Below are 18,595 nucleotides of genomic sequence, written 5' to 3' on the forward strand. Positions count from 1 at the left end.
AACGTCAAGGGACTCTTTCATGGGCATGAGAATCGGGGTGGATATCGGCGGATCGTTTGCCGATTTTGCCGTACTGAACGACGCGACAGGCGAGCTGAAAACATTGAAGGTGTTTTCGCGGCCCGATAGTCCGGGCAGCGAAGTGCTGAGCGGCATGGAACAGCTTGCCGAGCGTTACGGCATCGCGCCAAAGGACGTCGCCTATTTCACGCACGGTACGACCGTCGGCGTCAACGCGGTCGTGCAGCGCAAGGGCTTGCGGCTCGGGCTGATCACGACGCGCAACTTCGAGGACGTGCTCGATATCGCGCGGCTCAAAGGCCCGGACATGTACAACCTGCTGTCGAAGCGGCCCGCGCCGCTGGTGCCGCGAGAGCGCGTGTTCGGCGTGGTCGAACGGTTGACGGCGCAGGGCAGTGTCGAAACACCCGTCGATGAGGCGAGCGTGCTCGACGCATGCGACAAGCTGCGCTGCGCGGGATGCGAAGGGGTGGTCGTCTCGCTGCTGCATGCATATCGCAACCCGGCGCACGAGCACGCCGTGAAAGCGATCATCGAAGCCGAAATGCCGGGCTTTTTCGTGTCGTGCTCGAGCGACGTGTGGCCGATCATCCGCGAATACGAGCGCACGTCGACGGCGGTGATCGGCGGTTACGTGCAACCGAAGGTGTCACAATATCTGACGTCACTGCAACGCGCGCTGGTTGAAACCGGCATCACCGCCGACATGAAAGTCACCAAGTCGAACGGCGGTGTGATGAACGCAGAGGCCGGCAAGACCAACTGCGTGCAGATGATTCTGTCGGGTACGGCATCGGGCGTGATCGGCGCGGCGTATGTCGCGCGGCAAAGCGGGTTGAAGCAGTGCATGAGCCTCGACATCGGCGGCACGACCGCCGACGTCGCGCTGATCGTGGATGGCGAACCGCAATACGCGAGCGGCGAATATATCGGCGATTTCCAGATTCATATTCCGTCGGTGTCGGTGTCGTCGATCGGCGATGGCGGCGGTTCGATCGCCTGGGTCGACGACTTCGGCGTGCTGAAAGTCGGTCCCGAAAGCGCCGGATCCAACCCCGGACCGGTCTGTTACGGACGCGGCGGCACGCGCGCGACGATCACCGATGCGTTCGTCGTGCTCGGCGTGATCGGCAATGCGAGCCTCGGTTATAACTCGGTGAAGGTCGATCACGACGCCGCGCATCGTGCGGTGGAAGTCCTTGCGCACCGGCTCGGCTCGAACGTGTACAAGACCGCCGAAGCGATCGTCAACGTCGCGGTGTCGGGCATGTATGCGGGCGTGAGCCGGATCGTGTCGCGTTTCGGGATCGACCCGCGCACGTTTTCGCTGCTGCCGTTCGGCGGCGCGGGTCCGATGCTCGCGTGCTACTTCGCACGCGCGATCGGTATGGATAACATCCTCGTGCCGATGGCGCCCGGCGTATTGAGCGCGCTCGGCGGCTTGATTGCGGATACGCGTAACGACTTCGTCAAAACCACCTATTACGACCTCGACGCGGCGTCGCTGGCGAAGCTCGGTGACGATGTGCGCGGTCTCGACAACGCGGCGCGCGAGTGGATGACTGGCCAGATCGGCGATGCGTCGAACGCGACGGTCGCGATTTCCGCGGAGATGCGCTACAAGGGCCAGTCGTTCGAAATCGATACGCCGTTGCAGATGCACTGGCTGACCGGCAACGATCTCGCGCCGCTCGAGGAAGCGTTCCATCGCGAGCATGAACGGCTGTACGGACACCGCGACGTTGCCGCAAAAATGCAGGTCGTCGCACTCCGTCTTGTCATCACCGCGGCCACGCCGAAGCCCGTCCTTCAACCGATCGAAACCAGCACGCAAGCGCCGACGCCAGCCGGCACGATTCGAGTATTCATGGACGGCGCGTTCCACGACGCCGGGCTGTATCACCGCAAAGACCTGAAAGCGGGCCAGCAAATCGACGGCCCCGCAGTGATCCCGCAGGACGATTGCACGACCAGCGTGCTGCCGGGTTACCGCGGCCGCGTCGATACCTACGGCAACCTCGTGTTCACCAACGTCAACTGATTTCGCACGGAGCATCGCAATGCAATTTGACAAGGCTGTGCTGCAGATTTTCGCGAACTATTGCGTGGCTGCGGCGGAGAGTATGGCGTACACGCTGGTGCGTACCGCGCACTCGACGTTCGTCAAGGAAACCGAGGACTTCTCGTGCGCGATCACGACGCCGGAAGGGCTTACCTTCGCGTCGCCGAAGACGCTGGGCGCGACCTGGTATGTCGGGCTCGATTACAGCCCGGTGATCGCGATGATCGACGACTACGAGCCCGGTGATGTGTGCATGACGAACGACGCGTACAGCGGCTTTGTCGCAACGCATACGCCCGATATCGTGATCTGGAAACCGGTGTTCCATGGTGGCGAGATCGTGTGTTTCGTCGGCGGCCATATTCACAATACCGATATGGGCGGGGCGGTGCCCGCGTCGCTGTCTCGCACGTTGACCGAGATCGAACAGGAAGGCATCCGTTTCCCGCCGTGCAAGATCGTGCGGGCGGGCGTCGTCGACGAATCGATCCTGAAGATCATGGCGGCCAACGTCCGCGTGCCAGATCAGAATCTCGGCGACTTTCGCGCGCAGCTGGCGTCGCTGCATACCGGCGAGCGCCGCGTGCTTGAAATCGTCGAACGCTTCGGCATCGACGGCTTCAAGGCCGGCATGGGCGCGTTGCTCGACTACTCGGAAGAACAGGCGCGCACGGTGTTGCGCAGCATTCCAGATGGAGATTATTTCTTCGCGGAATATGCGGACGAAGACTCGGTGCGCGGCAAGCCGATGCGCGTCGCGCTGACGGCGCGCATCCGGGACGGGTCGGTCGAGATAGATTACACCGGCAGCGATCCGCAGTTGCAGTCGTCGCTGAACATGCCGACCGGCGGACGCGAGCGGCATGCGCTGGCGCTGGTCGGCCTCGTGTACGTGCTGTACACGCTTAACCCGGACATCCTGCTGAACACGGGCATGTTGCGCGTCGCGCGTTGCATCTTGCCCGAAGGGACGGTCGTCAATGCGGTGAAGCCGGCTGCGGTCGGCATGCGCAGTCTGACCTGCAAGCTGCTGCATCTGCTGACCTTCGGCGCGTTCGCGCAAGCGGTGCCGGACCGCCTCGCCGCGTGTCCGGCAGGCGGCCTGTCGATTCTCAGCGTCAAGACGATGAACCCGCATGGCGCGACGGTGATGGCCTCGATCGGACCGATCGGCGGCGGTGCGGGCGGCAGCCCGTCGGACGACGGCGAAGACGGCTCCGGCGCGAACAACGCGTTCCTGCGCAACACGCCGGTCGAAATCAACGAGGCCGAAGTGCCGATCCGCATTACGCGCTACGGCGTCGCGCCGGGATCGGGCGGGGCCGGACAGTATCGCGGCGGACAAGGTCTCGTGATGGAGTTCAAGGTGTTCGCGCCGAACACACTGGTGACGGCGCGCAACCGGGACCGGACGCGCTTCGCGTCGTGGGGCGTGCGCGGCGGTCATGCGGGCGCGAACGCGCGCTTCACGCGCAACCCCGGCATGCCGAACGCCGAGGAACTGGACAACAACGATCTGGTGGTCTGCGCGCCGGGCGACGTGATCCGGCTGGTCGGGGCAGGTGCGGGCGGTTACGGCCTTCCTGTCGATCGCGATGCGGAGAAGGTCCGCGAAGACGTGTTGCGCGGCTACGTCACGCTCGACGAGGCGCGTGACGTGTACGGCGTCGTGCTGACGGGCGAGCAACTGGCACTCGACGTCGCGCAAACCGCGCATCTGCGCGACGAAACTCGCGCGCGGCTCGAAGGTCAGGCTGCGCCCGCATTCTCGTTTGGCGCACACCGCGATGCGTTCGAAACGAAGTGGACCCGCGAACGGTACGCCGCGCTGACGTCGCTGCTGGCCGGTGTGCCGGTGCAGTGGCGCTACTTCATCAAGCATCGGATTTTCGAGGCGCTGGATGCGCGGATCGCAGCGCAGCCACAAGCTTGCGCGGACGGCAGCCCGGCTATCGTCCACGCGTTGTTCGCGGAGCTTGTTGCGAACTATCCGCAACTGACTGCGGCGGACTAAGCCTTGTGGCCCGCGCTTAAAGCGGGGGGCCCTTTGCTGCGCGGTCGCGTTCGCAGGGTGCCGCCCTTGTCATCAGACTGACCTTTGAAACGACCAAGATGAACAACTTCGATCCTTCTCGCGTCACTGTGCGCAGTGCGCATTTCATCGGCGGACAGTATCTGGAGGGCGCGGGCGTCATCGACGTCGCGCGGCCGTCCGACGGCATCGCTTACGCGGCGTTGCCGGTAGCGGATGCAACGCTCGTCGACCATGCGGTGGAAGACGCGTGGCGCGCGTTCAAGACTAGCGATTGGGCGCGTCGTGCGCCGCGCGAGCGGGCGCGCGTGATGCGTCGCTGGGCGGAACTGATCGAAGCCGATGTCGAGACGCTCGCGCCGCTCGAAGCGCTCGGTTCGACCCGTCCGATCGCCGATGCCGCCCGCTGGGATGTGCCGTTCACGGCGGAAGGCATCCGTTTCTACAGCGAGTACGCGGACCGGATCGGCGGCGAGGTTGCCGCGACCCGATCCGATCATCTGGGCATGACTGTCGCTGAGCCGTATGGCGTGATCGCTGCGATCGCACCATGGAATTTTCCACTGGTGATGGCATCGTGGAAGGTTGCCCCTGCGTTGGCGGCGGGTAATGCCGTGGTGCTGAAGCCTTCGGAACTGACGCCGTTTTCCGTGTTGCGGCTGGCCGAACTCGCGGTCGAGGCGGGCATTCCACCGGGCATCTTCAACGTCGTGCAAGGCGACGGACGCACGACTGGCGACGCGCTGTGCCGTCATCCGAAGATCTCGAAGGTCACGTTCACCGGCTCCAGTCAGACCGGCGCGGCAATCATGAGCGCGTGCGCGCAGACCGGCACCAAGCCGGTCACGCTCGAACTGGGCGGCAAGAGCCCGCAACTCGTGTTCGCCGACGCGCCGGATCTCGACCGCGTCGCGCGGCGCGTGGCGGCGGCGATCGCGGGCAACGCGGGACAAGTGTGCGTGGCCGGCTCGCGGCTGATCGTCGAGCGCGGCGCGGCGGCGCACCTGATCGACGGTATCTCGACGGCATTCGCCGCGCTGAAGCCGGGCGCGACCTGGGCAGCAGGCACGACGCTCCCGCCGATCATTTCGTCGCCGCAGTTGCAGCGGATCGACGGCATCGTCAAACGCACCCTGGAGAGCGGCGCACAGGCGGCGACGGGCGGCGCGCGCATTGCGCTGAACGGCGACGGCGCGTTCTACGCGCCGACCATTCTGACCGGCGTGACGGCGGATTCGGAAGCCGTGCGCGAAGAAATTTTCGGACCGGTGCTGACAGTGCAGACTTTCGACGAGGAGGATGAAGCTCTCGCGCTCGCGTCCCATGAAAAGTACGGGCTGGCGGCGGGCGTCCATACCTCGGACCTGAGCCGCGCGCTACGGATGATGCGCGGCATCGAAGCGGGCACGGTGTGGATCAACCGCTACGGCCGCACCGCCGATTTCGTGATCCCTACCGGCGGCTACAAAAGCTCGGGCATCGGCAAGGATCTCGGACGCCAGGCCTATGAAGCGAATCTGCGTTTCAAGAGCGTGCTGATCGATATCACCGACGGCGCATAGCGGCCCTACCAATCGTCGAAGCGGCCGCCACGGCCGCCTCGCTCCTCACGGCCGCGTCCTCGCAGACGCGGCCGTGTGCGTTTCGGGACGCGCAAAACCGCGTCGAAAACACGCCGCATGTTGTGCTGCGCAAGCCGCCAAAAACGGTGGATTCTGTGCCTCGGGGTTTGCAATACAAGGCAACCGGGTTTTTTTGCGGTGATTTAATTTGTCTCAGCAGACCACGCCGCGCAGCGCGAAACATCACGGCGTTCTGCTGGCGTATCGTTTCGACGATAGGCCGCGACACCCGATTGCAATGGCGCGAGCACGACTCGTGGTCGCGCCGGTTTCTTACCCGGCCCCGGCTCACTCTTCGCTGATCACAGGAAAAAGACATGACCCGCTTCAAGCCCAAATACATCACCTTCGACTGCTATGGCACGCTGACGCGCTTCCGGATGAGCGACATGGCACGCGAGCTGTTCTCGGACCGCGTCCCGGCCGGGCAGATGGAACAGTTCGTCAAGGACTTCGCCGCCTATCGTCTTGACGAAGTGCTCGGCGCATGGAAGCCGTATCAGGACGTGGTCAAGAACGCGGTGCGCCGCACACTGAAGCGCTGGAACATCGAATACAACGATGCCGAAGCACAGAAGTTCTACGACGCCGTGCCGACCTGGGGTCCGCATGCGGACGTGCCGGAAGGGCTGTCGAAGGTCGCGAAGGAAATCCCGCTGGTGATCCTGTCGAACGCGTCGAACGATCAGATCCAGAGCAACGTCGACAAGCTTGGCGCACCGTTTCACAAGGTCTTCACCGCGCAGATGGCGCAGGCGTACAAGCCGCGTCTGCAAGCGTTCGAATACATGCTGGACAACCTCGGCTGCGCTCCGGAAGACATTCTGCATGTATCGTCGAGCTTGCGTTATGACCTGATGTCGGCGAACGACATCGGCATCAGGAACAAGGTGTTCGTCTCGCGCGGTCACGAACCGTCCACGCCGTATTACGGGTACACCGAGATCAAGGACATCGGCGGCCTCGCCGGTGTCGTGGGTCTTTGAACGGCTTCGGGCGGTGTTGAATGACGTCAGACGGTTCGAAGCTGCTTCGCGCGGCCTCGAACTGCGCCGTGCGTCCCGCGTAACACGTGAATCTCGCTGAAAAGGATCTGATGAAGCTCGAATCGTACTGGCTGGACACGCGTCCTGCATTTCGCGAAGGCTGCGAAGGGCCGGTGGAAGGACGTGCCGACGTGGTCGTGATCGGCGGCGGTTTTACGGGCTTGTCGGCGGCGCTCGAACTGGCGTCGCGCGGCGTTCAGGTGGTCGTGCTCGAAGCCGGGCAGATTGCGGGCGAAGCGTCGGGTCGCAACGGTGGTCAATGCAACACCGGTCTCGCGCACGACTACGCGTCGCTGGCGGCGAAGATCGGCGCGCCGCAGGCGAAGGCGTTCTATCGTGCGTATGAAAGCGCGGTGGCGACCGTCGATTCGATTGTCAGCACGCACAGCATCGACTGCGATTTCGTTCGGACCGGCAAGCTCAAGCTCGCCGCGAAGCCGCAGCATTTCGCAGGCCTGCAGCAGACCTACGAGGTGTTGCGTCGCGAGGTCGATCAGAACATCGAGCTGATCACGCCGGACCGGATTCGCGACGAAATCGGTTCGGACGGTTTCTTCGGCGGGCTGGTGCAGCGTAACGGCGCGCAGATGCATATGGGCAAGTTCGGTGTCGGACTCGCGCAGGCGGCGGTGCGCAACGGCGCCCGGATTTTCGAACACGCCGCCGTCACGCAGATGAAGCAACTCGACGGCCAACGATACGAGATCACGTCGGACCGTGGCACGATCCGCGCGGATCGCGTGCTGGTCGCGACCGGCGCGTCGCAATTGGGACCGTTCCAGTGGTTCCGTCGCCGAATTGCGCCGGTCGGCAGCTTTATCGTCGTGACGGAGCCCTTGCCCATAGCCCAGCTCGATCGTCTGTTCCCGGCACGCCGCGCGTATGTGACGACGCGGCATATCGGCAATTATTTTCGGGTGACGCCGGACAACCGTCTGCTGTTCGGCGGACGGGCGCGGTTCGCGATGTCGAGCCCGAAGTCCGATAGCAAGAGCGGCGAGATTTTGCGCGCCGGTATGGCGGCCTACTTTCCCGAACTCGCCAACGTGCGCCTCGATTATTGCTGGGGCGGTCTGGTCGATATCACCGCCGACCGCCTGCCGCGCGCAGGCCAGCACGAAGGCTTGTTCTATTCGATGGGCTATAGCGGTCACGGTGTGCAGATGTCGGTCCACATGGGCCGCGTGATGGCCGACGTGCTGTACGGTTCGGCTGCGGTGAATCCGTGGCGCGAACTCGAATGGCCCGCGATACCCGGGCATTTCGGCCATGCGTGGTTCCTGCCGCTGGTCGGCGCGTATTACCGCGTGCAGGACATACTGCATTGATGAGGCCGCTTTTGATAGACACGCCGACGGCGTTCGCCGCCATTTCCACGTTCGATCGACGCCGCGTTGGCGGCGTGCAACAGGAGTCATGCGCATGAAGTCGAGATTCGTCCGGCTTGCCGAGACGGGGCGCCGCGCCGTGTCGTTCAGGGTCGACGGCGAAGTGGTCGCCGGTCTTGAAGGCGACACGCTGCTGGTCGCAATGCTCTGCAATAACGATCACGTTCGCCATTCCGAGTTCGGTCCCGAAGTGCGCTCCGGTTTCTGCCTGATGGGCGCGTGTCAGGACTGTTGGGTCTGGACCACCGACGGCGAGCGCTTGCGCGCCTGTACCACGACGGTCGACGCGGACCTCGATATCGTCACCCGCCAGCCGGAGGTGTCATGGTCCAACCTCGTGTGATCGTGGTCGGCGCGGGGCCGGCAGGCGTGCGCTGCGCCGAAACACTCGTTGCGGCGGGCATCCGCCCGATGATCGTCGATGAAGGACGGCGCGACGGCGGACAGATCTATCGTCGTCAGCCGGACCAGTTTTCGCGTCCGTACAGCAAGCTCTACGGCACTGAAGCCGCGCGTGCGAAAAGTCTGCACGACAGCTTTGAAGCGTTGCGCGCGAAAGTCGATTACTGGCCCGAAACGCTGGCCTGGAACATCTCGGGCGGCAAGCTCTATACCGCCCGCGATGGCCTCGCGAGCGACCACGCGTACGACGCGTTGATTCTTTGCCCCGGCGCGACCGACCGTTTGATGCCCGTCAAAGGCTGGCAATTCGCCGGCACATACAGCCTTGGCGCGTCGCAGATCGCGCTGAAGGCGCAGGCCTGCACGATCGGCGGCAACGTGGTGTTCATGGGTTCGGGGCCACTGCTGTATCTGGTAGCGAACCAGTACGTGCAAGCGGGCGCGAAGGTCGCGGCAGTGCTCGATACGTCGCCGTTCAGCAAGCGCCTGCGCGCGTTGCCGAAGCTGCTTGCGCGGCCGGACGTGTTGCGCAAGGGCGCGACGCTGGTGAAGTCGTTGAAGAAAAGCGGCGTCAGGATCGTCAGCGGCATCGAGCCCGTGGAGATCCACGGTCACGATCAGCTTGGCGTCGAAGGCGTCAGTTACCGGGATTCGTGTGGCACCGTGCAGCGGATCGCGTGCGACGCCGTCGCGCTCGGCTATCACCTGCGTCCGGAGACGCAACTCGCAGATCTGGCCGGTTGCGCTTTCACGTTCGATGCGTCGACGCATCAATGGTTGCCGCAACTCGACGCCATGGGTCGTAGTTCGGTCAAGACGGTCTATCTCGCCGGCGATGGCGTACGCGTGCTCGGCGCCGACGGCGCGGAAGCGGCCGGCGCGCTCGCAGCACTGGCGGTATTGAAAGATCTCGGTCGGCCGGTCGATGCGGCGCGCGTCGACGCATTGAAGCGCGAGCGTGCGAAGATGGACCGCTTTCGCGCCGGTCTCGCCGACGCGTTTCCGTGGCCCGCGCAACATGCCGCACGTTTGTCGGACGACACTATCGTGTGCCGTTGCGAAGGCATTAGCGTGGGCGAGTTGCGCCGCGTGACGCTCGAAGAGGGCGCGTGCGAAGCGAATCGCGCGAAGGCGTTCAGCCGCGTCGGCATGGGACGTTGCCAGGGGCGTTATTGCGGCCATGCGGCAGCCGAAGTCATTGCCGCCGCAGCCGGCGTGCCGCTCGACAAGGTTGGCCGGTTGCGCGGCCAGGCGCCGGTCAAGCCGTTTGCGATTTCGACTATTCCGGTGAGCGTTACGACGCCTGAACCCACTGAGGTAGCGGAGGGAAAATGAGCCGGATCGATGCGGATGTGATGATTGTCGGCGGCGGATTCATGGGTGTTGCCGCGGCGTTTTTCTTGCGCCAGCGAGGCCGCTCGGTGGTGCTGCTCGAACGCGGCCTTGTCGGTCAGCAGGCGAGCGGCACGAACTTCGGCAACGTGCGTCGGCAAGGACGCTTTCTGCCGCAATTGCCGCTTGCGAACCGGTCGCGCGAGATTTGGGGCAAGTTGCCCGAACTGATCGGTCATAGCGCCGAATTTCTGAAGTCCGGTCATGTTCGCGTTTGCTACCGGCAAGAACAGGACGACGGGTTCGAAATCTATGCGCGCGAAGCGGCGCAATACGGGCTCAAGCTCGATCTGTATCGTGGCGCGCAGATGCGCGCGAAGTTTCCGTTTCTCGGGGATGAAGTGCTGTCCGCGTCGCATTCGGTGCAGGACGGTCATGCGAATCCGCGTCTCGCCGCGCCCGCTTTCGGACGCGCCGCGGCGCGCGCTGGAGCCCGCATCGAAGAGAACACCGAGATCGCCACCGTCGAGAAAGACGGTGATCTGTTTCGCGCGACCAGCACCGATGGCCGCACCTTCTGCGCGCCGAACCTGCTGATTACCGCAGGCGCGTGGGGCAGTCAGTTGAGTGCGCAATTCGGCGAGCCCGTGCCGATTGCCATTCACGGTCCGCAAATGGCCGTGACCGAGCCGGTTCCTTATGCGATCGGTCCGGTGGTAGGCGTGTCGTCGCCGTTCATCGAGGAAGTGCTGTATTTCCGGCAGGTGGAGCGCGGCAATATCGTGATCGGCGGATGTGCACGCGGCCCTGCCTATCTCGACGAACGGCGCGCGAAAGTGTTGCCGGAAAGCACGTTGCTGCAATTCAGACAGATGGCGCGACTCGCACCCGCGTTGACACGGCTGAACATCATTCGCGTGTGGAGTGGCGTCGAAGGTTATATGCCCGACGATCGTCCGATCATGGGACGCAGTGGCAAGGTCGACGGGCTGTATTACGCGTTCGGCTTTTGCGGGCACGGCTTCCAGTTGGGGCCGGGCGTCGGCGACGTGATGGCCGAACTGATCGACACGGGCGCGACCAGTACGCCGATCGATCCGTTCGCGATCCAGCGTTTCGCCACGACGGCGAGCGCCGTCCCGGTCGAGGCCTGACGGGTGCGTCCATGGCGAAGAAGCTCGACTATGCGGCGGAAGATTTGCCGGCTACCCCGATGGTGTTTGCGCCGCTTGTTCCGGGACCGGCTTCGACCGCCACGTCCGATCTGCGGCGTACGACTTCACGCGCCGTCGAGCGGGCGGTCGCGTTTATAGAAACGTCTTTCGCGCAGCCCGTGAGCCTTGCGATGCTCGCCGCGCTCGCCGGACTGAGCGTTTCACGCTTTGCGACGCTGTTCAGGCAGGAAGTGGGTATCTCGCCGCACCGCTATCTCTGCCTCGTGCGCGTGCGGCATGCGCAACGCTTGCTGCGGCACGGGACGCCGCCATCCGTCGTGGCGACTGAAGTCGGGTTCTTCGATCAAAGTCATCTGGGCCGCCACTTCAGGCGGACTGTCGGCGTGACGCCGGGCGATTACGTCGTGGGTCCTTCGGCCTGACGAAGCGAAGGGGTCGTACCAGAGGATCGCGCGCGAGTTAGTGCAGACGGAGTCGTCGTGCAAGCGCTGCAGATAGTCGGCCGCCGACCCGCGCTCGCAGAGCGCGCAGCTATTTATGCTGAAGAGCGCCACCAAAACCACGTGCGCCGCCTGTATGCGCGGCATTATCGGGATCTTTCTTTAATTTGACGATGCTTAAATCCATCTAGCCCGCGCGCTTTCTGCTTCACGTGCGCGTCGCTATCACAGGGGCCTCGACGGGCCTGGCGGCCTTGACGTGCATGGCGCCAGACATCGACGCAGCCCGACCACCGCAGCCTAGAAATGGATTTGTTCCACTTTGGACCAAGGAGCAGGCACCGTGAGCGACGAAAACAAACCGGGCGGCCTTAGCCGTCGTCACATGATGCGGGTATTGGCGGCGGCTGGCATGCTCGCCACCGGTGCGGGCGGGATGCTGGCGGGCGCGTCGAGCGCCTTTGGCGACACGCCGAAGAAGGGCGGCAGGATTCGCGCTGCGTACGACGCAAGCTCGACCGCGGACACGCTCGATCCGGCCAAGGGCTCGACCGGCACCGATTACATCCGCTTCTTCATGTTCTATAGTGGGCTCACGCAGTTCGACGCCAGCCTGACGCCGCAACCCGCGCTGGCCGAGTCGTTCACAAGCAGCGATGCGAAGGTCTGGATCATCAAATTGCGCAAGGGCGTGACGTTCCATGACGGCAAGGCGCTCGATGCCGCCGACGTCGTGTACTCGTTGATGCGACACAAGAATCCGGCGACAGGGTCGAAAGTGAAATCGGTCGCCGATCAGTTCGACGACATCAAGGCGACCGGTCCCAACGAAATCCAGATCACGCTCACGCAGCCCAACGCCGACCTGCCGTCGATCCTCGCAACGCCACAACTCGTGATCGTCAAGAACGGCGTCACCGATTTTTCCACTGCGGTGGGTACGGGGCCCTTCAAGCTCAAGACCTTCAAGCCGGGCGTCACGACCGTCGGAGCACGCAACGCCAACTACTGGAGACCGGGCAAGCCGTATCTGGATGAAGTGGAATTGATCGGCATCAGCGACGATGCTGCACGCGTGAACGCGTTGCTGTCCGGCGATGTGCATCTGATCGCGGCCGTCGATCCACGCGCCACGCAGCGCGTCGCCTCGACACCCGGCTACGCGATCCAGGAGACGAAGTCCGGTTTATATACGGATCTGATCATGCGTCGCGACAATCCGCTCACCGGCAATCCGGATTTCGTGCAAGGCATGAAATACCTGTTCGACCGCGAGCAGATCAAGAGTTCGGTGTTTCGCGGCTATGCCGTGGTCGGCAATGATCAGCCGATTCCACCGTCGCATCGATACTTCTTCGCGGGACTGCCGCAACGGCCGTACGACCTGGATCGCGCGAAGTTTCATTTGCAGAAGGCCGGCGCCGTGGGTACTGCGGTTCCGCCGATCTTCGCCACCACCGCCGCTAACGGCTCGATTGAAATGGCCGTGCTGATGCAGCAAAGCGCGCAGAAGATAGGCGTGAACCTGACGGTGGACCGGGTTCCGACCGATGGTTACTGGTCGAACCACTGGATGAAGCATCCACTCGGATTTGGCAGCATCAATCCGCGTCCCAGTGCTGATGTGTTGTTCACGCAGTTTTTCAAGTCCGATGCCCCGTGGAACGAGTCGGGCTGGAAAAGTGCGCAGTTCGACCAGTTGCTGCTCGCCGCGCGCGCAGAGACCAACGATGCCAAACGCAAGCAGATGTATGCGGATATGCAGACCATCGTCAGCAACGAAGGCGGAATTGGCATTCCTGCGTTCCTGAGTCTGCTCGATGGTTACGACGTAAGGCTGAAGGGACTCGGCGCGATTCCGACAGGCGGCATGATGGGGTTTTCGTTTGCGGAAAACGTGTGGTGGAGCGCGTAGCGCATCACGGTACCAACTTCTCTTTGCATCCGCGACCTCGTCGGCCGGTACGGGCTGACGTGGAGACCGTCCGATATGGGACCTTGTGGGCGCAAAGTCCCAGCGTGCGCTACCAGTGCATATACATCCGGGCGCGGCAACTAGTCCGCATCGTCTCCACGTGAGAGCCAGGGGCGATGCGGAAAGAGGTGAACGATCGAACTGCCGATGCCGCACAAGCAGTACTTTCAGCCGATCAATGTCGGGCGCCCGACGTCAACTGTTCGATCATGTTCCTGATCGCGCGCATCTGAATGCCTTGCTGGTCGGCGAAATGCCTGTCGGTGTAACCCCACCAGTCCCAACATCCGTTTGGGTTGAGTCCGGGAATCGATACCGCCTGCGGATATAGCACCACGATCCGGTTGTTGTCCGCCCATTGCGCATAGCCAGCGTGCCGGACGAATGTGGTGCCAAAGAAGAGGCCAGGCCGCGAGTCGAGCGGGACATAGTCCTGACCCTGCTCGCAACCGTGCAGTGCAACGTGCAGTCGGCAAGGGGCACCGGCATCACAAGTGCTCGGGACGTAGAGCCAACCGGTGGTGTCCATCCCCGTCGTCCAGGAAAAGCTCGCTGGACGGTTCGCCGGCAGATAGCGGCTCTGATCGAAGCGGATGAAGCGTCCCCGTGGCTTCGCCGCAGCGGGCGGCGCGACCGGAGTAGGGCCGTAGATCCAGCCCAGTATCATCTTCGCGCCATCAAAATCGCATTTGCCGATGAACGGCGATTCGCTTTTTGCGCAGGCCGCTCCATAGTCGACGGTGGGCATGGTGTGGCCTGCGTCGCTGATTTCGGAGTGCGCCATGTTCTGCGCCGGCACGCCGAGCGCCGCATAGAACTGCTGCAACTGGGTGACGACAGGCGACGGCACGGTCGCATCTTGCGCCCCCGAGATCGTGACGATGCGTTGACTCGCGATACCAGCGGCGTCGTCGATCATGTGATTGGCCGATAGTGTCCTGGCCACCGAGACGAGCTTTGCCACATCGGCACTGTCAGCCGACACCAGGCACGCGCTCGCCGGCTGGATGGTGCACGAGCACCGGGACATGGCGATCAGAAGGTTGTTTTGCGAGCAATAGTACGGACCGGCCGCGACGACGCCCACACCCTTGATGATCGACGAGTATGCGACGGCCAGTTGCACCGCCATGAACCCTCCCGACGACAGGCCGGAGACTGACGTCTGCGAGATATCGAGGTTGAGCGCCGGCAAAGGCGGATAGCTGGTTGCCTCACCGTAACAGCGTGCTGACAGTATCGACAACGTGGTAGCAAATATGTAGAGGATTTTCACCGACTGGCCTCGCACTCTGTTGCATTGCTTGCGGACACATTGCGGATAAATTGATACCCCGCCTCGGATGTGCTGTTAGAGGCGGCACTTGCCTCGTGCTGTTGGCTCCCAAGGGCGAATGCGACGAGTCGATGGGTGGCGGCGCGTTCGCGAAGTCGAATGCTTAACGCTAGAACGGACGACCGGGTGGTCGTTTGAAGCGTGGTCGCGGAGATTTACGCGTAGTCGCGCCAGCATCAACAGGCGGTCCCGGTAGTAGCCAAAGCGCCAATCGAAAACGTGACAATCGGCAAGCCAATAATCGCGCCATACGACATCATGGGAACCGGGTTGCCTTGGTACGCATAGCTAATGGACTGGCCGTAACCCCAGCCGCGCAAACCACCTACGGCGAGCTCGCGCCAACAGCTGGTCAGACGCTCCGGACGTTCCAGGGCAACTCACGATCCAGCCGCCACAGCAGATTGTTACGCGCGCGTGTTTCCCAGAGCGCGTGACATAGATCGGTGTAGTAGATGCGAGGACGGGCGAGAAAATTGCTGAGGACCCTCCGTTCATAAGCGTCATAAGCGCGATCGTCGAGGTCGGGACGCTCGGCCCGCAACCGCGCCCCGTCTTCACAAAAGCACTGACGCTCGCCGCCGAGCACTGCGAGGTCGATGTCGACCACAAAGCAGTCATCGGTTAGGGTCGGCGCAGTGGTATGCCTGGTCGCCAGAATCATTTCGCAGATGCGATCGTCTGATGCGATGCGGCCATTCGCCCAGCGTCGAAACCACTCGATGCTGCGCTGCTCGTTGTCGCCGGCCCCCGGAACATAAATCACATCGTGGCACCACAGCGCCAGTTCGACAGTGTCGGGATGCGGAACGGCGTCACGCGTCGAATCGAGATTGTTCAGGCAGCGGTGGATATGGCGCAGCGTGTGATAATGACGTGTCGGCTCGGTATAAAGACGCGCGAGGTCCGCATAGACGGCTTCGCCATCCACGCCGCCGCTGCGAGACCACAGCGCGATGAAGCGCATTGCCATCGGGCTCATCGCCATCTCTTTCCTCCGCTTGCACGCTTGAACGCGCACCACCGAACAGCACCGCCGCGCACCGCCGATCCAACTATCACGCGCCTTCCTAGCGTACTGCCAGATATTCGAATCGCCAAGGTTTGTGTTGTCGATCCCGGCCGACCCGGTCGCCTTTGCGGGCGCCGTAAGCGGTGGAGAATTTCGTCTCCCGAACAGTATGGCTTGCCGTATAGTCGACTGACATCGTTAAAAAGCCCACGCGTTGACTCGTTTGACTTCGGTGAAGAGTCCGCATCACAAATGCTGACATGCGTGGTGTTTAGCGTGATGGCCTGCTCCGCCCAGCTGGTTTCACATTGCAAGGGGGCGTTATGGAACATGCCGGTCTTCAGTTACCTCGGTTGCCCGCGTGATCATGCGACGCCTGCATTTGCTCGAAATCGAAGACGAGCCGTGGTGCCCACGGGCCGTCCGTGACGGCGCTACCGACTGGCTGCACTTTCTGGCCAATGCCCACAAGGGATTCAACGTCATCGCGGTCAAGCTGCGCGACGCGATGCGGCGGGCCGGCAGCGACCGGATCGTCGATCTCTGCTCGGGCGGCGGCGGCCCGTGGCAGACGCTTGCACCGTTGCTCGCGCAGTCCGGTTGCGTGACGGTGCAGTTGACAGACTTCTATCCCAACCGCGCCGCGCACGAGCGGGTATCTGCCGGGTCAACCGGCCGCGTCACTTATGTAAGCGAACCGGTGGATGCGATGGATGTGCCATCGAGATTCGACGGTGTGCGCACGATGTTCAATGCTTTCCACCATTTTCGGCCGCACGATGCGCGGGCAATCCTTGCCGACGCGGTGATGAAGCGCCGGGCGATTGTCGTCGTCGAGGGCGCCGACCACCGCCTGCTCGGTATCGTGTTCATTCTGCTGATGCCGCTGATGATGCTCGTGCTGACTCCGCTGATCCGCCCGTTTCGCTGGTCGCGACTATTGCTCACCTATGTCCTCCCGGCCATCCCGCTGCTATGTCTGTTTGACGGCATTGTTTCAATGCTGCGCATCTACGATCCCGACGAATTGCGCGAACTGGTGGCGAGTATCCCGGACGAGCAGAGCTTCGAATGGGACATCGGCACGCAGCCGGTGCACGGATCGCCGCTCGGTCTCACTTACCTTGTCGGCGTTCCCCGCGGCCCCGCACGCTGAACGCAATCGGGCGCCGGCGGGAGCAGCGGGCTGATCACTTGCCGGCCAGATGGTCAGGCGTCTCGTTGCTGCCAACCGGCAACTCGCCCATCGCCTGAAACAGCGTCGCCGTATCGGTCAGGCGCTGGCCGATCAGGCGGATTTCTTCGAGCCTCGCAGCCTCGTACTGCTGCTCGCCGCCGCGGGCGGATGAAGCGGGCAGCGCGCCGAGCCGGTGGCGTGACGTGACTTCATCGAACGCCTCGCGTGCAGCACGGGTAGCGACGCTCGCGGCCTCGAGTGCCTGCGCGTCGTGTTCGAGCGACGCGAGCGTGTCCGCGACGTTTTCGAACGCCGCCAGCACGGTCTGCTTGTACTGGAATACGGCGGCCTCGTAGGCGTCGATTGCCGCGCGCCGCTGTGCGACGAGCGCGCCGCCATGAAAAAGCGCTTGCGAAATCGTCGCGCCGATGCCCCAGATCGCGCCGGCGCCCGACAGCGCGAGCGGCCAGCTGAACCCGCCTTGCCCCATCGATGCGGACAGCGACAGGCTCGGAAACAGCTGTGCCGTTGCGACGCCGACGTCGGCTGCGGCGGCTTTCAGCGCCGCCTCGGCAGCCTCGATATCGGGCCGCGCGCGCAACAGGTCGGATGGCAGCACGACGGGCAGGTCCTGCGGCAAGTGGAGGCTCGCCAGATCGGGCTCGGGCGGCGCCGCGTCAGGCGTGCGGCCAAGCAGCACCGCAAGCGCATGCCTTGTCACGGTCAGCCGTTGTCGCAGCTCGGCCACGCTGACCGCAAGCGTGGCCATGCTTTGCCGTGCAGTCAACACGTCGGCGTGCGGCAGCGATCCAAGTTGGTAATGCCGTTCGGTATCGTGAGCCTGATCGCCCGCAAGCGCGATCAATCGCTCGTTCGCATCGATCTCGGCGCGCAACATCGCCGCCTCGATCGTCGCCGTGACGATGTTGGTGGCCAGTGCGCGCCGCGCGGATTCGCGTTGATACGCTTCGATGTCGACACGCGCGGACTGGGCCGCGTTGGCCTTGCGCACCGCGCCGAACAGGTCGAACGTATATTGCGCCTGGACTACGCCGACAAACTGGTTGTAAAGCAGCGTATTTGGGCCACCGGGAACCGGAATGCCAGGATCGCGCCCGCGCGACGCCTGCGCGACCAGATCGACCGACGGCAGCAGCGAGCTGCCGAGCTGGGCCCGCAGTTGTTCGTGGGCCGCGGCCAGGCGCTTGTCGGTGGCCGCGAGCGTCGGGCTGTTGCGCAAGCCTTCTTCGACGAGGGCATTCAACTCTGTCGAGCCGAACAGCCGCCACCATTGCGGCGCCGGCTGCGCGCCGGGGGCGAAGCGCTGCGCGACACCGAGCGCCGCGACCGTTTGCGCGGGCAGGGGCTCGACGCCGTAATGGGCGGGAGAGGGCATCGCAGGCGGCTGGCCACTCGGACCGAACGAGCATGCGCCAAGTGCGATTGCTGCGGCCGCACTGAACGCCGCGCGCCAACCATTGATCGCCGCTGCGCGCGCTCGACCCGGCGCGCCGGCGCAATGCGTCGCGCTCGCCAGCGCCGGCCCGACAACGGGGTTGCAGTCTGTGGCCACGA

15 protein-coding genes are annotated in these 18,595 nt (G+C 63.7%); 12 read left to right on the top strand and 3 right to left on the bottom strand.

Going from position 1 to position 18,595, the window contains the following annotated elements; all coding sequences use genetic code 11:
* Positions 1 to 19: 19 nt before the first annotated feature.
* The 11 genes from P0D89_RS24685 (at position 20) to P0D89_RS24735 (ending at position 13,435) form a co-directional block, all read left to right on the top strand.
* Complete coding sequence (locus P0D89_RS24685) at positions 20 to 2,062, top strand: hydantoinase/oxoprolinase family protein (protein WP_408362272.1); 2,043 nt, start codon at positions 20 to 22, stop codon at positions 2,060 to 2,062.
* A gap of 19 nt (positions 2,063 to 2,081) precedes the next feature.
* Entirely contained in the window at positions 2,082 to 4,097 is a 2,016-nt protein-coding gene (locus tag P0D89_RS24690) for a hydantoinase B/oxoprolinase family protein (RefSeq protein ID WP_408362271.1), read from the top strand.
* A gap of 98 nt (positions 4,098 to 4,195) precedes the next feature.
* On the top strand, positions 4,196 to 5,677 hold the full coding sequence (locus P0D89_RS24695; RefSeq protein ID WP_408362270.1) for an aldehyde dehydrogenase family protein: 1,482 nt from the start codon (positions 4,196 to 4,198) through the stop codon (positions 5,675 to 5,677).
* Between the two features lie 377 nt (positions 5,678 to 6,054).
* Positions 6,055 to 6,723: a haloacid dehalogenase type II gene (locus P0D89_RS24700; protein WP_408362269.1), complete on the top strand. Its 669-nt coding sequence runs from the start codon at positions 6,055 to 6,057 to the stop codon at positions 6,721 to 6,723.
* A 110-nt stretch (positions 6,724 to 6,833) separates the two neighbouring features.
* Positions 6,834 to 8,111, top strand: a complete 1,278-nt coding sequence (locus P0D89_RS24705; RefSeq protein WP_408362293.1) for an NAD(P)/FAD-dependent oxidoreductase — start codon at positions 6,834 to 6,836, stop codon at positions 8,109 to 8,111.
* A 94-nt stretch (positions 8,112 to 8,205) separates the two neighbouring features.
* Positions 8,206 to 8,514, top strand: coding sequence for a (2Fe-2S)-binding protein (locus P0D89_RS24710; protein WP_408362268.1), 309 nt, complete (start codon positions 8,206 to 8,208; stop codon positions 8,512 to 8,514).
* On the top strand, positions 8,496 to 9,908 hold the full coding sequence (locus P0D89_RS24715; protein WP_408377391.1) for an FAD/NAD(P)-dependent oxidoreductase: 1,413 nt from the start codon (positions 8,496 to 8,498) through the stop codon (positions 9,906 to 9,908). The genes P0D89_RS24710 and P0D89_RS24715 overlap by 19 nt, the downstream gene beginning before the upstream one ends.
* Complete coding sequence (locus tag P0D89_RS24720; protein ID WP_408362266.1) at positions 9,905 to 11,059, top strand: NAD(P)/FAD-dependent oxidoreductase; 1,155 nt, start codon at positions 9,905 to 9,907, stop codon at positions 11,057 to 11,059. Before P0D89_RS24715 ends, P0D89_RS24720 begins: the two co-directional genes overlap by 4 nt.
* A gap of 11 nt (positions 11,060 to 11,070) precedes the next feature.
* Positions 11,071 to 11,502, top strand: a complete 432-nt coding sequence (locus P0D89_RS24725) for a helix-turn-helix transcriptional regulator (RefSeq protein WP_408362265.1) — start codon at positions 11,071 to 11,073, stop codon at positions 11,500 to 11,502.
* Between the two features lie 57 nt (positions 11,503 to 11,559).
* Positions 11,560 to 11,691, top strand: a complete 132-nt coding sequence (locus P0D89_RS24730) for a hypothetical protein (RefSeq protein ID WP_408377393.1) — start codon at positions 11,560 to 11,562, stop codon at positions 11,689 to 11,691.
* Positions 11,692 to 11,905: 214 nt separating this feature from the next.
* Complete coding sequence (locus P0D89_RS24735; protein ID WP_408362292.1) at positions 11,906 to 13,435, top strand: ABC transporter substrate-binding protein; 1,530 nt, start codon at positions 11,906 to 11,908, stop codon at positions 13,433 to 13,435.
* Positions 13,436 to 13,670: 235 nt separating this feature from the next.
* Here P0D89_RS24735 and P0D89_RS24740 read toward each other — a convergent pair whose 3' ends face one another.
* Entirely contained in the window at positions 13,671 to 14,771 is a 1,101-nt protein-coding gene (locus P0D89_RS24740) for an extracellular catalytic domain type 2 short-chain-length polyhydroxyalkanoate depolymerase (RefSeq protein ID WP_408362264.1), read from the bottom strand.
* A 412-nt stretch (positions 14,772 to 15,183) separates the two neighbouring features.
* Positions 15,184 to 15,813 (bottom strand): HD domain-containing protein, encoded by a 630-nt coding sequence (locus P0D89_RS24745; RefSeq protein WP_408362263.1) that lies wholly within the window; start codon positions 15,811 to 15,813, stop codon positions 15,184 to 15,186.
* Between the two features lie 397 nt (positions 15,814 to 16,210).
* Between P0D89_RS24745 and P0D89_RS24750 the strand changes: the two genes are divergently transcribed.
* Complete coding sequence (locus P0D89_RS24750; protein WP_408362262.1) at positions 16,211 to 16,999, top strand: class I SAM-dependent methyltransferase; 789 nt, start codon at positions 16,211 to 16,213, stop codon at positions 16,997 to 16,999.
* Positions 17,000 to 17,033: 34 nt separating this feature from the next.
* Here P0D89_RS24750 and P0D89_RS24755 read toward each other — a convergent pair whose 3' ends face one another.
* Positions 17,034 to 18,593, bottom strand: a complete 1,560-nt coding sequence (locus P0D89_RS24755; protein ID WP_408362261.1) for an efflux transporter outer membrane subunit — start codon at positions 18,591 to 18,593, stop codon at positions 17,034 to 17,036.
* Positions 18,594 to 18,595 lie beyond the last annotated feature (2 nt).

Origin of the sequence: Paraburkholderia sp. RL18-085-BIA-A (assembly GCF_046027075.1) — a bacterium.
GTDB lineage: Bacteria > Pseudomonadota > Gammaproteobacteria > Burkholderiales > Burkholderiaceae > Paraburkholderia.